The sequence below is a fragment of the Kineococcus arenarius subsp. arenarius genome (assembly GCF_050871845.1).
Taxonomy (GTDB): Bacteria; Actinomycetota; Actinomycetes; order Actinomycetales; family Kineococcaceae; genus Kineococcus.
Window position 1 is genome coordinate 1 of record NZ_JBJLSE010000083.1, and the last position, 17949, is coordinate 17949.

Annotated in this window: 13 protein-coding genes; 3 read left to right on the top strand and 10 right to left on the bottom strand. The window is 75.8% G+C overall.

All coding sequences use genetic code 11. The features are described 5' to 3' along the window. The first annotated feature begins 283 nt into the window (after positions 1 to 283). Complete coding sequence (locus ACRYM0_RS16295; RefSeq protein ID WP_432506867.1) at positions 284 to 2932, top strand: MGH1-like glycoside hydrolase domain-containing protein; 2649 nt, start codon at positions 284 to 286, stop codon at positions 2930 to 2932. 108 nt (positions 2933 to 3040) lie between these two features. Then, positions 3041 to 4609 (top strand): GGDEF domain-containing protein, encoded by a 1569-nt coding sequence (locus ACRYM0_RS16300; RefSeq protein ID WP_432506854.1) that lies wholly within the window; start codon positions 3041 to 3043, stop codon positions 4607 to 4609. Positions 4610 to 4633: 24 nt separating this feature from the next. On the opposite strand, the gene ACRYM0_RS16305 is transcribed toward ACRYM0_RS16300, so the two are convergent. The 3 genes from ACRYM0_RS16305 to ACRYM0_RS16315 all read right to left on the bottom strand — a co-directional run bounded on the left by ACRYM0_RS16305 (position 4634) and on the right by ACRYM0_RS16315 (position 9400). After that, positions 4634 to 6613 (bottom strand): M13 family metallopeptidase, encoded by a 1980-nt coding sequence (locus ACRYM0_RS16305; RefSeq protein ID WP_432506855.1) that lies wholly within the window; start codon positions 6611 to 6613, stop codon positions 4634 to 4636. Positions 6614 to 6667: 54 nt separating this feature from the next. Continuing rightward, complete coding sequence (locus tag ACRYM0_RS16310; RefSeq protein WP_432506856.1) at positions 6668 to 7978, bottom strand: multidrug effflux MFS transporter; 1311 nt, start codon at positions 7976 to 7978, stop codon at positions 6668 to 6670. Between the two features lie 171 nt (positions 7979 to 8149). Then, on the bottom strand, positions 8150 to 9400 hold the full coding sequence (locus ACRYM0_RS16315; protein WP_432506857.1) for an MFS transporter: 1251 nt from the start codon (positions 9398 to 9400) through the stop codon (positions 8150 to 8152). A gap of 174 nt (positions 9401 to 9574) precedes the next feature. Between ACRYM0_RS16315 and ACRYM0_RS16320 the strand changes: the two genes are divergently transcribed. Beyond that, the gene (locus tag ACRYM0_RS16320) at positions 9575 to 10153 is read left to right on the top strand and encodes a TerD family protein (RefSeq protein ID WP_432506858.1); all 579 of its coding nucleotides are present in this window, start codon (positions 9575 to 9577) and stop codon (positions 10151 to 10153) included. 30 nt (positions 10154 to 10183) lie between these two features. On the opposite strand, the gene ACRYM0_RS16325 is transcribed toward ACRYM0_RS16320, so the two are convergent. The 7 genes from ACRYM0_RS16325 to ACRYM0_RS16355 form a co-directional block, all read right to left on the bottom strand. Further along, a complete protein-coding gene (locus tag ACRYM0_RS16325; RefSeq protein ID WP_432506859.1) occupies positions 10184 to 10357 on the bottom strand; it encodes a hypothetical protein in 174 nt (57 codons plus the stop codon). Between the two features lie 90 nt (positions 10358 to 10447). Continuing rightward, on the bottom strand, positions 10448 to 10948 hold the full coding sequence (locus tag ACRYM0_RS16330) for a dihydrofolate reductase (protein WP_432506861.1): 501 nt from the start codon (positions 10946 to 10948) through the stop codon (positions 10448 to 10450). A gap of 37 nt (positions 10949 to 10985) precedes the next feature. Beyond that, the gene (locus tag ACRYM0_RS16335; RefSeq protein WP_432506862.1) at positions 10986 to 11786 is read right to left on the bottom strand and encodes a thymidylate synthase; all 801 of its coding nucleotides are present in this window, start codon (positions 11784 to 11786) and stop codon (positions 10986 to 10988) included. Between the two features lie 9 nt (positions 11787 to 11795). Next, positions 11796 to 14201 carry a bifunctional diguanylate cyclase/phosphodiesterase gene (locus ACRYM0_RS16340; protein WP_432506863.1) on the bottom strand — a complete coding sequence of 802 codons (2406 nt, stop codon included), beginning with the start codon at positions 14199 to 14201 and terminating at the stop codon, positions 11796 to 11798. A 112-nt stretch (positions 14202 to 14313) separates the two neighbouring features. Next, the gene (locus ACRYM0_RS16345) at positions 14314 to 15243 is read right to left on the bottom strand and encodes a hypothetical protein (RefSeq protein ID WP_432506864.1); all 930 of its coding nucleotides are present in this window, start codon (positions 15241 to 15243) and stop codon (positions 14314 to 14316) included. A gap of 26 nt (positions 15244 to 15269) precedes the next feature. Continuing rightward, positions 15270 to 16679 (bottom strand): diguanylate cyclase domain-containing protein, encoded by a 1410-nt coding sequence (locus ACRYM0_RS16350; protein ID WP_432506865.1) that lies wholly within the window; start codon positions 16677 to 16679, stop codon positions 15270 to 15272. A 71-nt stretch (positions 16680 to 16750) separates the two neighbouring features. Beyond that, complete coding sequence (locus tag ACRYM0_RS16355; RefSeq protein ID WP_432506866.1) at positions 16751 to 17839, bottom strand: spore photoproduct lyase family protein; 1089 nt, start codon at positions 17837 to 17839, stop codon at positions 16751 to 16753. Positions 17840 to 17949: the final 110 nt, after the last annotated feature.

Consider the following 17949-nt stretch of genomic DNA (forward strand, 5'->3'; position numbering starts at 1 on the left):
CATTCCCGATCAAGCTTGCCGCACCACCCACCCGCAGCAGACCCCCGCGGCCTCCCGGCCCCGGCGGCCGCCCCGTCCGGGCGACGAGAAGAACAGTACGCCGCCCCGAGCCCAACCACCAAATCCGGAGCGGGATGGAGGACAGAATCGTTGCAACGCAACGTGATCCGGTCCGCCGACCGCTCACCCAGCACGCGGAGGCCGCTGTTGGCAGGATGGAGCGGTGGACCAGCCCCCCCAGACGCCTCCCCACCAGGGGCAGCCGAGCGCCGAGCACGCGCGCATGGCCGAGTCCCCCGGCCCCGACGGACCGTGGCGCCTGTGGGGTCCCTACGTGGCCGGCCGGCAGTGGGGCACCGTCCGCGAGGACTACTCGGCCTCCGGCGACGCGTGGTCCGCCTTCCCGTTCGAGCACGCCCGCGCCCGCGCCTACCGGTGGGGCGAGGACGGCCTGGGCGCCATCTGCGACCGCTTCGGCTTCCTCAACCTCGGGGTGGCGCTGTGGAACCGGCGGGACCCCGTCCTCAAGGAGCGCCTCTTCGGCCTCACCAACGGGGAGGGCAACCACGGCGAGGACGTCAAGGAGTACTGGTGGGCCGTGGACGGCACGCCCTCGCACAGCTGGATGCGGTGGCTGTACCGCTACCCGCAGGCGGAGTTCCCGTACGCGCTGCTGCGCGAGGAGAACGCCCGGCGCAGCCGGGAGGAGCGCGAGTACGAGCTCGGCGACACCGGCGTCCTGGACGGCAACCGCTTCTTCGACGTCGAGGTGACCTACGCCAAGGCGTCGCCCGACGACGTCTGCGCCGTCATCAGCGCCACCAACCACGGCCCGGACCCCGCCCCGCTGGACCTCGTGCCGCAGGTGTGGTTCCGCAACACGTGGTCCTGGGGCTGGGACAAGCGGCGCGGCACCCTCGCGCAGGTCCTGCCCCCCACGCTCTCCGTCGGCGGCCTGGAGGCCGTGGAGTGCGAGCACGGGCACCTGGGGCGGTACTACGTGTGCGCCGAGGGCTCCCCCGAGGTGCTCTTCTGCGAGAACGAGACCAACGCCGTCGAGCTGTTCGGCGCCGAGCGCAACACGGCCGCGCACACCAAGGACGGCATCGACCGGCGGATCGTGCGCGGCGACGCCTCCGCGGTCAACCCCGCGCTGCAGGGGACGAAGGCGGCCTTCTGGTACCGCTTCGACGAGGTGCTGCCCGGGCAGACCGTCGAGGTGCGGCTGCGGCTGTCCCAGGACCCCCCGGGCAGGAGCACCTTCGGCAGCGGCTTCGACACCGTCCTGCGCGACCGCGCCGCCGAGGCCGACACCTTCTACGACACCGTCCTGCCCGCGCAGCTCACCGCCTCCGACCGGCACATCGCCCGGCGCGCCTACGCGGGGCTGCTGTGGACGAAGCAGCTGTACCGCTACGACGTGCGGCAGTGGCTGGACGGCGACCCGTGGACCGATCCGGCGCCGGAGTCGCGGCGAGCCCGTGGAGGCCGCAACACCGGGTGGCGCCACCTCGCGCTCGCCGACGTGATCTCCATGCCTGACGAGTGGGAGTACCCCTGGTTCGCCGCCTGGGACCTCGCCTTCCACTGCATCCCGCTGGCGCACGTGGACCCCGAGTTCGCCAAGGAGCAGCTCGTCCTCATGCTCCGCGAGTGGTCCATGCACCCCAACGGGCAGCTGCCCGCCTACGAGTGGGCCTTCGGCGACGTCAACCCGCCCGTGCACGCCTGGGCCGCCTGGCACGTCTACCGCCTGGACGGCTACCGCGACCAGGGCTTCCTCGTGCGGGTCTTCACGAAGCTGCTGCTGAACTTCTCCTGGTGGGTCAACCGCAAGGACGCCGACGGCTCCCACCTCTTCGAGGGCGGCTTCCTCGGCATGGACAACATCGGCCTGTTCGACCGCTCCGCCCAGCTGCCCCCCGGGTACCGGCTCGAGCAGTCCGACGCCACCAGCTGGATGGCGTTCTACTGCCAGCAGATGTTCAAGATCGCGCTGGAGCTGTCGCGGCACGACCCCGCGTGGGAGGACGCCGCGACGAAGTTCCTCGAGCACTTCCTGTCGATCGCGCAGGCCATGATGTCCTTCGGCTCCCAGGAGGTGACGCTCTGGGACGAGTCCGACGGCTTCTTCTACGACGTCCTGCTGCACCCCGACGGGACCGCCGAGCCCATGCGGGTGCCCTCCATGGTCGGGCTGCTGCCCATCCTCGGCGCCACCGAGGTCCCCTCGTGGATCTCCGAGGAGTGCCCCGACCTGACCGCGCGGCTGCGCTGGCTGCAGCGCCGGCGACCCGAGCTGACCCTGCCGCTGCTGACGCGCACCGGCCCCGACGGCGACGGGCGGCAGATGCTGCTCTCGCTGCTCGACAAGCCGCGGCTGACCCGCATCCTGGACCGGATGTTCGACCCCGGGCAGTTCCTGTCCGACTACGGGATCCGGTCGCTGTCCGCCGCCGTCAAGGAGCACATCACCACCGAGGTCAGCGGGCAGCACTCCTCGATCGTGTACGAGCCCGGCGAGTCGCGCACCGCGCTGTTCGGCGGCAACTCCAACTGGCGCGGGCCGGTCTGGTTCCCCGTCAACGTGCTCCTCGCCGACAAGCTGCGCACCTACGGGCGGTTCTTCGGCGACGAGGTGACCGTCGAGCACCCCCGCGGCTCCGGCCGGCGGATCAACCTCGTGCAGGCCGCCGACCTCGTCGACGACAGCCTCGTCTCGCTGTTCCGCCCCGTGGACGGGCGGCGTCCCGCCGACGGCAGCCGCATCGAGGCCAGCGACGACCCGCTGTGGCGCGAGCACCCCACGTTCAACGAGTACTTCGACGGGGACACCGGCGAAGGGCTCGGGGCCACCCACCAGACCGGCTGGACCGCCCTGGTGGCCCACCTGCTGCACCCCCGGCTGCCCCCCGGACCGCCGCAGCGCTGACGGGTGGACCACCCGGACGGGTGGTCCACCTGCGCCCCCCGCGGGCCGATGGGAAGCTCGACCCGCTGGAGCACACCGGTGGGCACGGCGGGAGGAGCGGACCGGACGGTGGCAGCCCTCACGCTCGTCGTCGCCCTGGCCTCCGTCGTCACCGCCGTCACCGCGGCGCTGACCTGGCACCGGCGCGCGCAGACCCCGGCGGCCGTGCCGCTGACCGCGTCCCTGGTGTCCGTCAGCGTGTGGGCCGCGGCCGTCGTGCTGCTCAACAGCGGTCAGCGCCCCGCCGTCCTCGACGCCCTGGTGCACGTGCAGTACCTCGGCATCACCGGTGCCGTCGCCGCCAACCGGCTGTTCGCGCACACCGTCACCGGGCGCCGCCTCACCGCCCGCCGGGTGCTGGTGCTGTGCGTCGAGCCCCTGCTGGTGCAGCTGGCGCTGCTGGCCGACCCCGCGACGCGGCTGTTCTACGCCACGGTGGAGCACACCGGCGACCCGGTGGTGCGCCACACCACCCTCGGGCCGCTCTTCTGGGCGCACGCGCTGTACAGCTACGCGGTCATCGCCGCGAGCGCGGCCGTCGTGGTCCGGCAGCGCCGGTACGCCAGCGGGACGCTGCGGCGGCAGCTCAGCACCGTGCTGCTGGCCATCGCCGCGCCGGCCGTCGTCAACGTCGTCACCGTGGCGCTGCCCGCGGACGTGCTCAGCGTCGACCCCACCCCGGCCGTCTTCGCGGTCACCGGCCTGCTCTTCGCGTTCTCCGTGCTGCACCAGGACCTGCTGCACCTGCTGCCCGTCGCGCGGGGCCTCGTCGTCGACACGCTCGGGGACGCCGTCGTCGTCGTCGACGAGCAGGACCGCGTCGTCGACCTCAACCCCGCGGCACGGGCGCTGCTGGAACTCCTCGGGTGCGCCCCCGGCACCACCGGTGCACCGCTGGGGGCCGTCGTGGGGACCGCCCTCGCCGCCGCCGTCGGGGCCGGGGAGGGCGAGGAGGTCGTCCAGCTCGGCGCGGTGAGCCTGGACGTGCGGGTGCGGCGCATCCACGACCCCCGCGGCAACGCGCTCGGCCGCGTCGCCGTGCTGCGCGACATCACCGCCCAGCGCGGCCAGCAGCGCGCCCTGGAGGAGGCCAACGCGCAGCTGCGCCAGCACGTCGAGACCATCGAGCAGCTGCGCGCCGACCTCGCCGAGGAGGCCTCGCGCGACCCCCTCACCGGGCTGCGCAACCGGCGCCGCTTCGTCGACGACCTCACCGAACGGCTGCGGGCGGCCGCCGGCGCCGGACGGCCCCTGGCCCTGGTGCTGCTGGACGTCGACCACTTCAAGGCCGTCAACGACACCCACGGACACGCCGTCGGCGACGCCGTGCTGGTCGCCGTGGCGGCGGCCCTGCGCGAGCACGCCCGCGCCGAGGACGTCGTGCGCTACGGCGGGGAGGAGTTCGTCGTCGTCCTGCCCGGCCTGGACGCCGCAGCCGCGGCCGAGCGCGCCGAGGAGCTGCGGGCCGACTGCGCCCGGCTGCGCGTGGCCGGCAGCGAGGTCCGCGTCACCATCAGCGCCGGGGTCGCCTCCTGCCCCGAGCACGGGACGACGCCCGACGACCTGCTGCTGGCCGCCGACCGGGCGCTGTACGCGGCCAAGGCGGGCGGGCGCGACCAGGTGGCGCTGGCCACCTGAGCGCGCCCGCCCGTCAGCGGCGCCTCACCAGATGCGCACCCGCTCGGCCGGGTCCATCCACAGCCCGTCGCCCGGCTGCACGCCGAACGCCTCGTGGAACTCGGCGAGGTTGCGGACCACCGCGTTGCAGCGGAACTCCGGCGGGGAGTGCGGGTCGATCGCCAGGCGCCGCTCCACCTCGGCGGGGCGCACCTTGCCGCACCACACGCGCGCCCAGCCGACGAAGAGGCGCTGGTGGCCGGTGAGGCCGTCCACGACGGGGGCCTCGCGGCCGGCCAGGGCGATCTCGTACGCCTTGTGGGCGATGGTCAGCCCGCCGAGGTCGCCGATGTTCTCGCCGACGGTCAGGGCGCCGTTGACGTGCTTGCCGGGCGTCTCGGGCGGCTCCAGGGCGTCGTACTGGGCGATCAGAGCGGCGGTGCGCTTCCCGAACTCCTCGCGGTCGGCGTCGGTCCACCAGTCGCGCAGGTTGCCGTCGCCGTCGTACTTCGAGCCCTGGTCGTCGAAGCCGTGGCCGATCTCGTGGCCGATGACCGCGCCGATGCCGCCGTAGTTCTCGGCGTCGTCGGCGTCCAGGGAGAAGAACGGCGGGCGCAGGATCGCCGCGGGGAAGACGATCTCGTTCATGCCCGGGTTGTAGTAGGCGTTGACCGTCTGCGGGGTCATGAACCACTCCGAGCGGTCCACCGGGCCGCCCAGCTTGGCCAGCTCGCGGTCCACCTCGAACGCGAACGCGCGGCGGACGTTGCCCAGCAGGTCGTCGCGCTCGATCGTCAGGGCGGAGTAGTCGCGCCACTGCTCGGGGTGGCCGATCTTGGGCGTGAACTTCCCCAGCTTCTCCAGCGCGCGGTCCTTCGTCTCGCGCGTCATCCAGTCCAGCGCCTCGATGTCCTGCCGGTAGGCCTCGACGAGGTTCGCGACGAGCGCCTCCATGCGGGCCTTCGCCTCCGGCGGGAAGTGCTCGGCGACGTACAGCTCGCCCAGCGCCTCCCCCAGCACGCCCTCCACCAGGCCGACGCCGCGCTTCCACCGCTCCCGCAGCTGCGGGGCGCCGGTCAGGGTCGTGCCGTAGAAGGCGAAGTTCTCGGCCACCAGCTCGGCGTGCAGGTACGGGGCGGCCTGGTGCAGCACCCGCCAGCTCAGCCACTCGCGCCAGGTCGGCACGGGGGTGCCCGTCAGGACCTGCGCCATGCCCTCCAGGTAGCTCGGCTGGCGCACGACGACCTCGGCGAACGCCTGCTCCGGAACGCCGGCGGCCCCCAGCCAGGCCGCCAGGTCCACGCCCGGCAGCAGCGCCGCCAGCCCGGCGCGGTCGAGCTTGTTGTAGGTGGCGTTCGCGTCGCGGTTGCGCACCCGGTCCCAGTGGTGGGCCGCGAGCGCCGTCTCCAGCTCCAGGACGCGCCTCGCGCTGCCGGCCGGGTCCGGGCGGCCGCCGATGGACAGCACCCGCTCCACGTGCGCGACGTACGCCTCGCGCAGGTCGGCGTACTGCTCCTCGCGGTAGTAGGACTCGTCGGGCAGGCCCAGGCCGGACTGGGTGACGTAGACGACGTACTCGTCGGACTTCGCGTTGTCGGTGTCCACCCAGTACCCGAACGGGCCGCCCACGCCGAGGCGGTCCAGGCGGCCCAGCAGCCGCACCAGGCCGTCCAGGTCGGCCACGGCGTCGACCTGCTCCAGCTCGGCGGCGACGGGGCGCACGCCGAGGGCCTCGGCGCGCTCGGTGTCCATGAAGGAGGCGTACAGGTCGCCGATCTTCTGCTGGACGCCGCCGGGCTCGGCGGAGCCGTCCCCGGCGGCAGCGGCGGCGGCCTCCACGATGGCCCGGCACTCGGCCTCGGACTGGTCGCGCAGGCGCACGAAGGCGCCGTCGACGGCCCGGTCCTCGGGGATCTCGGCGGTGGCCAGCCAGCGGCCGTTGACGTGGCGGAAGAGGTCGTCCTGCGGGCGCACCGAGGGGTCGACGTCCTCGGCCGCCGGGCGCTGGTCGGTGATCGAGCTCATGACCGGAGCCTAGGCCCGCGCCGGGGGGTGCGCCCCGGCGCGGGCCCGGACGAGCTAGGCGCGGGCCGCGGCGGTGCGGCGGTCCACCGCGGCGACCGCGGTGACCAGCACCAGGGCCAGGGCGGTGGCGACCGCGACCACCGCGGCCATGGCGCCGGCGTCACCGCCCAGCAGGCCGGTGACGACGCCGACCAGGCCGCCCACGCCGGACTGCAGGGCCGTCACCAGCGCCGCGGCCGAACCGGCGCTGGCGCCGTACGGCTCCAGGGCCATCGTCACCGCGTTCGGCATGATCAGCCCCAGGGTGAGCAGCAGCAGCCACAGCGGGACCACGAACGCCAGCAGCTCGTCCACGCCGGACAGGACGACCCCGCCCAGCACGAGCGACAGCGTCAGCGCCGCGGTGACGCCCACCCGCAGCAGCGCCGGGGAGCCGAACCGCTGCACGAGCGCGGCGTTGACCTGGCTGCCGCCGACGAGCGCGACGCCCATGACGGCGAACAGGACCGCGAACTGGGTGGTGCTCAGCCCGAAGCCCTCCTGGAAGACGAACGGGGAGGTGGCCACGTAGCTCATGACCACCGACATCGCCAGGCCCGGCACGACCGCCAGGGCCATGAAGCGCCGGTCGCGCACGAGGGCTCCGTAGCCGGTGAAGCTGCGCAGCACCCGCCCGCCGCGGCGGCGGGTCACCGGCACCGCGCGAGCGGCGGCCGAGGACGGGGCGCGGGAGGCCTGCGCGGGGACCTCGGCGGCCAGCTCGGGCCGGGTCTCCGGCAGCCGGCGCCACACGGCCAGCAGGACCAGCAGGCCGGCCACCGCCAGCAGCGCGAGCACCGGGCGCCAGCCGGTGTGCTCGGCGATCGCACCGCCGATCGTGGGCGCGAACAGCGGGGCCACGCCGATGACGAGGATCAGCCGGGACATCAGCCGCGCCGCGGCCGGACCGGTGAACAGGTCGCGGATGATCGCCATGCCGACGACCGAGCCGGCGGCGGCACCCATCCCCGCGAGGAAGCGGGCGGCGACCAGGGAGGGCAGGTCGGGGGCGACCGCGCACAGCAGGGCCGCCACGACGTAGACGCCGAAGCCGGCGATCGCGGGACGGCGCCGGCCGTACGCGTCGCTGAGGGGGCCGCTGATGAGCTGCCCGAGGGCGGACCCCACGAGCACGCCGGTGATGGTGAGCTGCGCGCTCGCGGCGGTGGTGCCGAGGTCGTCGGCGACCTGCGGCAGCGACGGCAGGTAGAGGTCGATGGTGACCGCGCCGAGCGCGGCCATGGTGCCGAGCAGCAGCACGAGACCGAACGTGGAGGTGCTGCGGGCGGGGGAGGTCTGGGGGTGCGAGGTGGGCAGCGCGGTCATCCGGGGGCGGTCCTCGAGGGCCTGGTGAGGTGGTGCACCGCGCGCCGTCGGGCGGAGCAGGACGGGGCGGGGCGCCGGCCGTCCCCTCCACAGTAGGGCGGGCGGCGCCGGGAGTCTCCCCGGTTGCGCGTCGTCGCCGGGCCGGTGCTGAACCGGATCAGCCCGGGGTGCTCACCGGCGCACCGCCGGCCCGCGGCCGGTCGCCTCGCGGCGCTGGGCCGGCACGGCGGCCGCGGGGGTGCGCCGCGCAGCGCGTGCGGCGAGGAGCAGGGTCGTGGCGCCCAGGAGCGCGACGAGGACGGCGTAGCCCTCGGCGACGGTGCGCAACCCCACGAGCGGGGTGAGCAGGCCGCCGACGACCGACGGCACGCCGAAGGCGAGGTAGCACATGACGTAGACGGCGGCGAGGACGCCGGCGCGCTCGGCGGGCGGGGCGGTGGCGACGACGGCGCGCAGGCCCCCCTGGAAGGCGGCGCCGAAGCCGAGGCCGGAGACCACCGAGGCGGTGAAGAACAGCGGCGTGGACGCCTGCTGCAGGGCCACCACCAGCAGGGCGGGGCCGACCAGGAACGCGGCCGAGCCGGCGACGGCCACCCGGCGGGCCGGCAGGTTCCGGGTCAGGACGCCCACGAGCGCACCGGTGCCGGTGAGGCTGGCGACCACGAGGCCGCCGACGAGGTGGTCGGTGCGGCCCAGCACGCCCGCGGCGACCGAGGGGCCCAGTCCGAGGAACAGCCCGCCCAGGGCCCAGCTGCCGGTCAGGGCGGGGGCCAGCGCCACCAGCACGGGCCGGGTGGCGGCGGGCACCCGCACGGACGGCGCGAGGGAGGCGCGGGCGCCGGGGGTGCGCGGGGAGGTCTCCGGGGCGGCGAGCAGGAGGGCGGCGCACGCGACCAGCAGGACGGCGAGCACGCCGTAGACGAGGCGGGCGGGGGCGGGCGCGTACTGCACGAGCAGGCCGGCGCCCAGGCCCCCGACCATGAGGCCGACCGGCGGGGCGGCGCCGTTGAGGGTCTGGGCGAGGGTGGCGCGCGGCCCGCCGAGGTCGAGCAGCCACGCGCCGAGGGCCCCGATGGCGGCACCGGTGCCGATGCCCTGCAGGGCGCGGGCGGCGATCAGCCACGCGGCGGAGCCGGCGAGGAGGAACCCGGCCAGCGCGACGAGCACGCCGGCGAGACCGGCCAGGACGACGGCGCGCCGGCCCAGGTGGTCCGAGAGCGAGCCGACGGTCAGCAGCGCCAGCAGCAGGGTGCCGGCGTAGACGGCGAAGACGACCGTGACGGTCGTCGCGCTCAGGCCCCACTCCTGCTGGTAGACGGGGAAGACCGGCGAGGGCGCCGAGGAGGCGGACACGAGCAGGGCGAGGGTGGCGGCGACCAGCCAGAAGGCGGCCCGCTCGGGCAGGCGGCGGAGCAGGGGCACGGCTCTCCTCGGGATCGGTGCGGGCGGGGCACCGGGGACCGTTCGCCGGCCCTCGGGTCAAGCGATTGCCCCGGGACGTTGTTCCCGCGGGCCCGGTCCCCGCGGGGCCCACCGGGTGCCGCCCGGCCCGCGCCGGTAGCGTCGCGGCAGGACCCACGTGCGAGGAGGACCGGGATGGGCGTGACGCTGGCCAAGGGCGGCAACGTGTCGCTGACGAAGGTGGCGCCGAACCTGACGGAGGCCGCCGTCGGCCTCGGCTGGGACGTGCGCACCACCACCGGCGTCGACTTCGACCTGGACGCCAGCGCGCTGCTGCTCGGCGCCGGCGGCAAGGTCCTCTCCGACGCCCACTTCGTCTTCTACAACCAGCTCGCCAGCCCCGAGGGGGCCGTGCGGCACACCGGCGACAACCGCACCGGCGAGGGCGAGGGCGACGACGAGGTCGTCGAGGTGAACCTGCTGTCCGTGCCGCCGCAGTGCCAGCGGATCGTCTTCGCCGTGTCCATCCACGACGCCGAGGCGCGCCGGCAGAGCTTCGGGCAGGTGCACGGCGCGTTCATCCGGCTCGTGGACCGCGCCACGGGCGAGGAGGTCGTGCGCTTCGACCTGTCCGAGGACGCCTCCACCGAGACCGCCATGGTGTTCGGCGAGGTGTACCGGCGCGAGGCGGAGTGGAAGTTCCGCGCCGTCGGGCAGGGCTACGCGAACGGGCTGCGCGGCATCGCGCAGGACTTCGGCGTCGACGTGGACTGAACCGCCGGGCGGCACGCCGGGCTCAGCGCGTCAGCGGCCGCCGGGACGGGTGCGACGCTCGCCGAGCACGTCCGGCAGCTCGACGCCCAGACCGGCGCGCGGCTCGGCGCGGCGCGGCCGGGCCCCCGGGCGCGAGCGCGCCACGGTGCGGCCCACCAGCGCGGCGACCAGCAGGATGACGACGAGGGACACCAGAACGGTCATCGCGGACCTCCTCGCACGGGGCCCGGGCACCGGGCCGACACCCCCACGGTCGCACGGGGCGGCGGCACGCGCGAGGGGCCGGCCGGCGGTTCAGCCCGTCGCGCGCCGCAGGGTCCTGATCCGGAACCGCGGCCCCGCGCTGGAGGTCGCCCAGCCGTCGGCCGGCTCCTGCGAGGTGAGCACCCAGCCGTCGCCGACCTCCGGAGCCGTGGTGTCACCGGGCACGCGGACGTCGACGTCGGTGACGACGAGGAGGTCGGCGCGCGCCAGCGCCGCCCGGTACACCTGACCGCCCCCGGCCACCCACACGTCGCCCCCGTCGAGCGCGTCGTCGAGGGCGGCGTCCAGGTCGTGCGCGACCTCGGCCCCCTCGGCGCTCCAGGAGCGGTCGCGGGTCAGGACCACGTTGCGCCGCCCGGGCAGCGGGCGGAACCGCGGCGGCAGCGAGTCCCACGTCGCGCGGCCCATGAGGACCGTGGCGCCCGCGGTCAGCCGCTTGAAGTGCGCCAGGTCCTCCGGGACCCGCCACGGCAGGCGCCCGCCGTCGCCGATGACGCCGTCGGGCGACTGCGCCCACACCAGGCCGATCACGGGCCGATCACGCCCGCTCCCCCGTCGCGCGCACCGCTCAGACCGCGACCGGCGCCTTGATGGCGGGGTGGTGCACGTAGTCCACGAGCTCGAAGTCCGTCCACTCGCGCTCGAGCAGCGGCCCGGGCGCCACCCGCAGCGCGGGGAACGGGTGCGGTTCGCGGCTGAGCTGCTCGGCGACCTGCTCGACGTGGTTGTCGTAGACGTGGACGTCGCCGCCGGTCCACACGAAGTCGCCGACCTCCAGGCCGACCTCGGCGGCGACCAGGTGCGTCAGCAGCGCGTAGGAGGCGATGTTGAACGGCACGCCGAGGAAGAGGTCGGCCGAGCGCTGGTACAGCTGGCACGACAGCTTCCCGTCGGCCACGTGGAACTGGAACAGCGCGTGGCACGGTGCCAGCGCCATCCGCTCCAGCTCACCGACGTTCCAGGCGGAGACGACCATGCGCCGCGAGTCCGGGTCGGTGCGCAGCGTGTCCAGCACCTGGGCGATCTGGTCGACGTGCCGGCCGTCCGGGGTGGGCCAGGAGCGCCACTGCACGCCGTACACGGGGCCGAGGTCGCCGTCCGCGTCGGCCCACTCGTCCCAGATCGTCACGCCGCGCTCCTGCAGCCAGCGCACGTTGCCGTCCCCGCGCAGGAACCACAGCAGCTCCAGCGCCACCGACTTGAAGTGCACCCGCTTGGTGGTGATCAGCGGGAAGCCCGCCGAGAGGTCGTAGCGCAGCTGCGCGCCGAACCACGAGCGGGTGCCGGTGCCGGTGCGGTCGGCCTTGGGGGTGCCGTTCGCCGCGACGTGGCGCAGCAGGTCCTCGTACTGGGTGTCGACGCGAGCCACGGGGGAACTCTAAGCGCGCCCGGGCGCCGCGGGGCTCCGCCCGTGCCGGGCGTCCGCGCGAGCGGCCGGGGACCCGTCGGCCGGGGTGCGCTCGCGCAGCGCGAGGGCCTGCTCGAAGAACTCCGGAGGAGCCGGCCGCCCGAACAGGTAGCCCTGCGCCAGGTCGCAGTCCAGGGCGTGCAGCACGTCGCGCTGGTGCTCGTGCTCGACGCCCTCGGCGACGACCGACAAGCCCAGCGCGTGCGCCACCGCCACGATCGCGTCGACGATGCGCACGTCGCCGGGGCCGTCCCCGAGGCGGCTGGTGAACGAGCGGTCCACCTTGACGACGTCCACCGGCAGGGTCCGCAGCGTCGACAGGCTGGAGTAGCCGGTGCCGAAGTCGTCCACGGCGACGCGCACGCCCAGGCGGCGCAACCGGGTCAGGATCGAGCGGGCCGCCGCCTCGTCCACCATGAGGGCGGACTCGGTGATCTCCAGGCCGAGGGCGGTGCCGGGCACGCCCGCCGCCTCCAGGGCGGCGACGACCTCGTCGGCGAACCCCTCGTCGCCGAACTGGTGGGGGGAGACGTTCACCCAGACCGTCAGGTCGCGCGCCGAGGGGTGCTCGGCGCGCCACCGGGCCAGCTGGTGGCAGGCGGAGGTGAGGACCCACCGGCCCAGCTCGGCGATGAGCCCGCTGCCCTCGGCGACGGGGATGAACTCCGCCGGCGGCACCGGCCCCACCCCGGGCCTCGTCCAGCGCAGCAGCGCCTCGAACCCGACCAGGCGCCCGGTGACGGTCTCGACCTCCGGCTGGTAGTGCAGGGAGAACTGGTCGGTGCCCACGGCGTCGCGCAGGGCCAGCGCCGTGCCCAGCCGGGCCGCGGCGAACCGCTGCATCTCCGCGTCGTACACCCGCACCCGGGAACGGCCCGAGCGCTTGGCGACGTGCATGGCCTCGTCGGCGTCGCGCAGCAGGACGTCCAGGTCGGCCGTGCCGCTGAGCGCCGTGGTGGTCAGGCCCGTGCTGGCCGTCAGGTGCAGCACGTGGCCGGGCACGCGCACCGGGACGGTGAAGCACGCCCCCACCCGTTCCGCCACCTCCAGGGCGGCGCCCGGGTCGACGTGCGGCAGGACGGCGGTGAAGGCGTCGCCGGCGAAGCGGCACAGGACGTCGTGCGGGCGCAGCGCCGAGCGCAGCGCGTCGGCCGCCGTGCGCAGGTAGGCGTCGCCGGCCGCGTGCCCCAGGGAGTCGTTGACGATCTTGAAGTGGTCCACGTCGGCCAGCAGGACCGCGTGGACCGCACCGGGCGCGGGGACGTCGGCCAGGGTGCACCGGGCGGCGGCGAGGAACGCGGTGCGGTTCAGCAGGTCCGTCACCGTGTCGCGGGTGGCCAGCCGGGTCAGCTCCCGCGCCGAGCGGTCGCGCTCGATCGCCACCCGGGTCAGGTCCCGCAGGGCGGGGACCACGCCGTCCAGCGGCACCGCCCCGGGGCTGCGGCGGTACAGCGCGAACGTGCCCAGCGCGGTGCCGTCCTCGGCCAGCACCGGCAGGGAGGTGCACGACGCCAGGCCGTGCTCGGCGGCCAGCGCGCGGTGCGTGCCCCACTCGGGAGCGGTGGCGATGTCGCGGGTGACGACCGGTGCGCGCCGGTGCAGCGCGGTGCCGCAGGAGCCGACGCCCTCGGCGACGGGCAGGCCGTCCACGGCCGCACGGTAGGCGGCCGGCAGGCTCGGCCCGGCGCCGTCGCGCATCGTGGTGCCGTCCTCGCCGGCCAGCAGCACCGAGCACAGGACGTCCGGCCCCAGCAGCGCCTCGACGTGCCGGGCCAGCCGGTCCAGGACCGCCGGCAGCGGCTGCCCGGCCGCGACCGCCTCGAGCACGTCGCGCTGGGCCTCCAGCAGGCGGGCGTCGCGCTCGTGGGCGCGCACCCGGCGGCGCAGGGCCAGCAGCGTGCGCACCAGGTGCGCCTGGCTGCGCAGGACCTCGCGGTCGGCCGCGCTGAACCGCCGCGGGTGCCGGTCGGCCACCGCCAGCGCGCCCAGCACGAAGCCGTCCTCGTCGACGAGGGGCACGCCCAGGTAGGAGCGCACCAGGCCGCGCGCCGCGAGGGGGTGGTGCCGGAAGACGGGGTGGCCGCGGGCGTCGGCCACGTTCAGGGCGGTGCCCGTGGCGACCACGTGGGCTCCGGGGGACAGCTCGTCGGGCACCTCGGAGCTCGCCCAGCGCAGGCCCCGCTCGGCGGGGAACCACTGCCGATCGGGGCGCACGAGCTCCAGCGCCGCCACCGGAGCGCGCAGCACGCCCGCCACGTGGGCGATCACGCCCTCCAGGTCGGGGTCGGTGCCGCACCCGTCCAGCCCGCACGCGTCGAGGGCGGCCAGGCGGGCGGGGTCGGCGACCGCCGCGCGCAGGGCGGAGGGGTCCCTCACGGACGCCGCACCGCGTCCGGGCCCGCGGCGCAGGAGAGGGCGCGCACCGGCAGCCCGCTGCGGCACGGACTCAGCGCAGTCGACTCCACACGCCCAGTATGCGCACAGGGGCTCAGGCCACGAGGTGCTCGTCGAAACCCGCGTCGTCGGCCGCCTCGCCGCGCACCACCGCCGCCAGCCGCGCCAGCCACGCCGCTCCCGCTTCGTCGTGCACGCTGTTCCAGGACGCCAGCACGGGGTAGGGCGTGTCCGGCACCCCGTCGGCGGGGCGGACGTCGACGTGGGCGACGGCGTACCCCTGCGCGTGCAGCCAGTCCGCCATCGCGTAGTCGGTGCGCGAGTCCCCCGCGGTGCGCCACGCGGCCGGCAGCGGGCCGTCGGCCGCCAGCAGCCGCAGCGCCGTCTCGGCGCCGCGGTCCTTGCCGAGCAGCACCGACTCCACGTCGGTGGAGATGATCGTGGGGTCCACCCGCCAGCCCACCCGGCCGGCGGCGTCCGGCCGGCGCTCGCCGCGGCGCTCGACGCCCATGCCCAGGCCCGCCATGATCTCCACCGCGGCAGCGTCGAAGCGCTCCTGCGCGGCGAGGTAGTCGGCGCTGGGCACCTCCAGGCGCTGCTCGATCGAGACCATCGCGTGCTTGCCGGGGTCCACGAACATGGTGTCCGCGAAGTCGCGGCGGGCCATCGACTCCAGCGCCTCCACCGCCGCCGGCGGCACCGCCAGGTCGGCGTCCACGTGCAGCGGGCCGGCACCGTCGGCGGTGATCGAGAAGTGCACCGCGCCCTTCTCGCACACCGCGTGCAGCCGCGACGCCGCCGGCAGCCCCGCCGCCAGCAGCGGCGCGACGACGTTCTGGCGCAGGAAGTGGTCCGAGCGACCCGTGTTGAACACCACGGGGACGCCCGCGGCCAGCAGCTCCAGCAGGCTGTCCAGCAGGCCCGGGGCGCTGACCGTGCGGGTGACGGGGCTGGCGACCGGCCCGTCGACGTCCAGGAGCAGGCCGAACGGGGGCACGACGGGAGCGGGGGTCACACCGGTCATCCTCCCGCACCCGTCGCGGGCGGCGGTCACCCCGCGACCGGCACCTGCGCCACCACCGGGCCGGCGACGGCGCGCTTGGAGCGGTACATCGCCTCGTCCGCCGCGCGCAGCACCCCGGGCACCGCCGCCGCGCCCGCCCCCGCGGGCAGCGGCGCCACGCCGACGCTCGCGCCGACGCGCGCGTCGCGGCCGTCCACCACCACCGGCTCGGCGACGACCCGCTCCAGCCGGCGGGCCACGGCCAGCGCGGAACCGGCGTCCACCACCCGCCCGGGCTCACCGCGCAGCAGGACGGCGAACTCGTCCCCGCCCAGGCGGGCGACCAGGCCCGGCACCGGGACCACGGCCCGCAGGCGGGCGGCGACCTGCTGCAGCAGGACGTCGCCCGCGTGGTGACCCAGGGTGTCGTTGACCTGCTTGAAGCCGTCGAGGTCCACCAGCAGCAGCGCCGCCGGGTCCGCTGCCGCGCACACGTCCTCCAGGGCCTCCAGCAGGGCGCGGCGGTTCGGCAGACCGGTCAGGGCGTCCGTGCGCGCCAGCGCGGTGACCTCGGCCAGGTGGGCGCGCTCGGCCTGGCGCATCCGGGCGCTGTCGACCACGAGCGCCCCCTGCAGCGCCAGCCGGCGCGCCAGCTCGCGCTCCCGCGACGTCCACGCGCGCGTGCGGCTGACGTCCCCGCACACGGCCATCCCCACCGGCCCGCTCGCCGACAGCAGCGGCATCGCGGCGTACGAGCGCAGACCCATCACCTCGGCGAACCCGCCGGTGCGGCGCGGGTCGCGCGCGGCGTCGCAGGACAGCACCGGGCCCCGGTCGCGCTCGGCCCGCCGCCACACCGGCGAGGCGTCGGCGCGGCGGCCCACCAGGCAGCGGTCCAGCTCGGCGGCCACCGCGTCGGGCACGCCCACGCCGTAGACGGTGCGGATGACCCCGTCGGCGTCGGTGACGTGCACCGCCGCGCGCTCCGTGCCGAACACCTCGGCGGTCACGCGCGCCAGGAGGCGGGCGGCCTGCCCGACGCTCGCGGCCCGCACGCCCTCCTCGAACAGCCGGCGCACCGCGGCCGCGGCGGTCTCGTCGAACTCGCGCTCGCGCTGCAGGAGCGCGGTGCCCACGACGACGGCGAGGTGGTGCGCGAGCACCGCCACGACGTGCGGCGACGGCGGCGGCCCGTCACCGGTCACGAGGGTGAGCTCACCCAGCTCGCCCCCGCCCAGGAGCAGCGGGGCGCGCAGCCGCCCGGAGCCGGTGACCGCGCCGGCGCGGACCTCCTCGGGACCGTCCTCCCCCGCGGTGCGCACCGCGGCGCCCACCACGGCACCGGGCGGCCCCAGGTGCGCGAGGGCGAGCGCCAGCACGTCGGCGGGCGCGGCCGGGCGCGCGCTCAGCTCGAGCAGCTCGGCCAGCAGCGCGGCGTGCTCGCGGGCGGGGTCCACCCCTGCAACCTCGGCACGGGGGGCGCCGGGCTCAACGGCCCGTGCGGGTGCGGCGCGCCCCGCGGGCGCGTTCACGTCCAGTACAGGTACCGGGCCGCGGGCAGCTCGCGGGCCAGCGCCTGCTCGAACCACGAGCGCAGCTCGCGCATCGTGCCGGCGTCGTACACGTGCTTCACCGCGCCGAACCTGCCGTGCTTGCGGGTGCGGGTGGACTCGTCGAGGTCCAGCTTCGTGCGCGGGTACCAGCCGAGCTGCACCTCCTTGCTCCTCGGGGTGAACCGGTGGGTGATGCACTCCACCGTCAGGTCCAGGCCCGGCACGTCGGCCAGTTCCGCCGCTGCGGCGGCCAGCAGCTCGCCGTACGCGCGGCGCCAGTCCTCCACCGGCATGATCGGTGCGATCGTCAGGCCCACGGGGTAGCCGTCGCGGGCCAGGCGCCCCAGCGCGCGCAGCCGGGCGCCCACCCGGGCGGTGCCGCCCTCGAATCGCTCGACCTGCGGGACGTTCACGGAGACGCGCACGCGGGTGCGCCCGCCGTGCGGCAGGCCGAGCAGGCCGTCGACGTCGTCGTACTTCGTCGTCAGGCGCAGCTGGACGGGGCCGGGCCAGTCGTGGGTGCCGAAGTGCGCGACCGTGGCGGCCAGCGAACCGGTGACGTGCTCGACGGCGAGCGGGTCGGTGTAGCAGGACGCCTCGAAGGTGGTGCCCTCGTGGCCGCGCGCGGCGGTGCCGGAGGTCACCGAGCCGGTGCCGACGACCTCGTCCAGGCCGGCGAGGACCCGGGGCAGGTCCGCGTACACGCGGGTGATCGGCGGGCCGGACAGCGAACCGGCGAGGTAGCAGTACTGGCAGTGCCCGGGGCACCCCTCGGCGATCGGGAACGCGAAGTCCGCGCTGGGCGGGATCGGGGTGGGCCGGCGCTTGGAGGCGGCGCTGGTGACGACGGCGAGGGTGCGCTTGGCGGCGGCGTAGGTGGCGCGCTCGTCGGCGCCGCGCAGGCCGGGCAGGCGGTCGCCGCTCAGCAGGCGGACGTCCTGCACGCCGGCGGCGGCGAGGCGGTCCAGGATGGCGCGGCCGTGCGGCTCGGCCTGCGCGGAGGCGGTGGCGTAGACGGTGGTGGGGGTCCACGGGCGGGGACGGGTGAGCTGCTCGCTCGGCACGTCCTGTTCAACACCGGTGACCCTGCGGCTCCTCCCCTGCGCGGGGTGTCCCGCACCACAGCCCTCCCACTCCTGCGGTGATCAAGGATGTTGCAACTTCCTTGATCACC

What these genes read in the sequence shown, in the direction of transcription:
- ACRYM0_RS16295 (WP_432506867.1), top strand. Translation starts at nt 284, where the DNA reads ATGGCCGAGTCCCCCGGCCCCGACGGACCGTGGCGCCTGTGGGGTCCC.
- ACRYM0_RS16305 (WP_432506855.1), bottom strand. Translation starts at nt 6,613, where the DNA reads ATGAGCTCGATCACCGACCAGCGCCCGGCGGCCGAGGACGTCGACCCC.
- ACRYM0_RS16310 (WP_432506856.1), bottom strand. Translation starts at nt 7,978, where the DNA reads ATGACCGCGCTGCCCACCTCGCACCCCCAGACCTCCCCCGCCCGCAGC.
- ACRYM0_RS16320 (WP_432506858.1), top strand. Translation starts at nt 9,575, where the DNA reads ATGGGCGTGACGCTGGCCAAGGGCGGCAACGTGTCGCTGACGAAGGTG.
- ACRYM0_RS16325 (WP_432506859.1), bottom strand. Translation starts at nt 10,357, where the DNA reads ATGACCGTTCTGGTGTCCCTCGTCGTCATCCTGCTGGTCGCCGCGCTG.
- ACRYM0_RS16345 (WP_432506864.1), bottom strand. Translation starts at nt 15,243, where the DNA reads ATGACCGGTGTGACCCCCGCTCCCGTCGTGCCCCCGTTCGGCCTGCTC.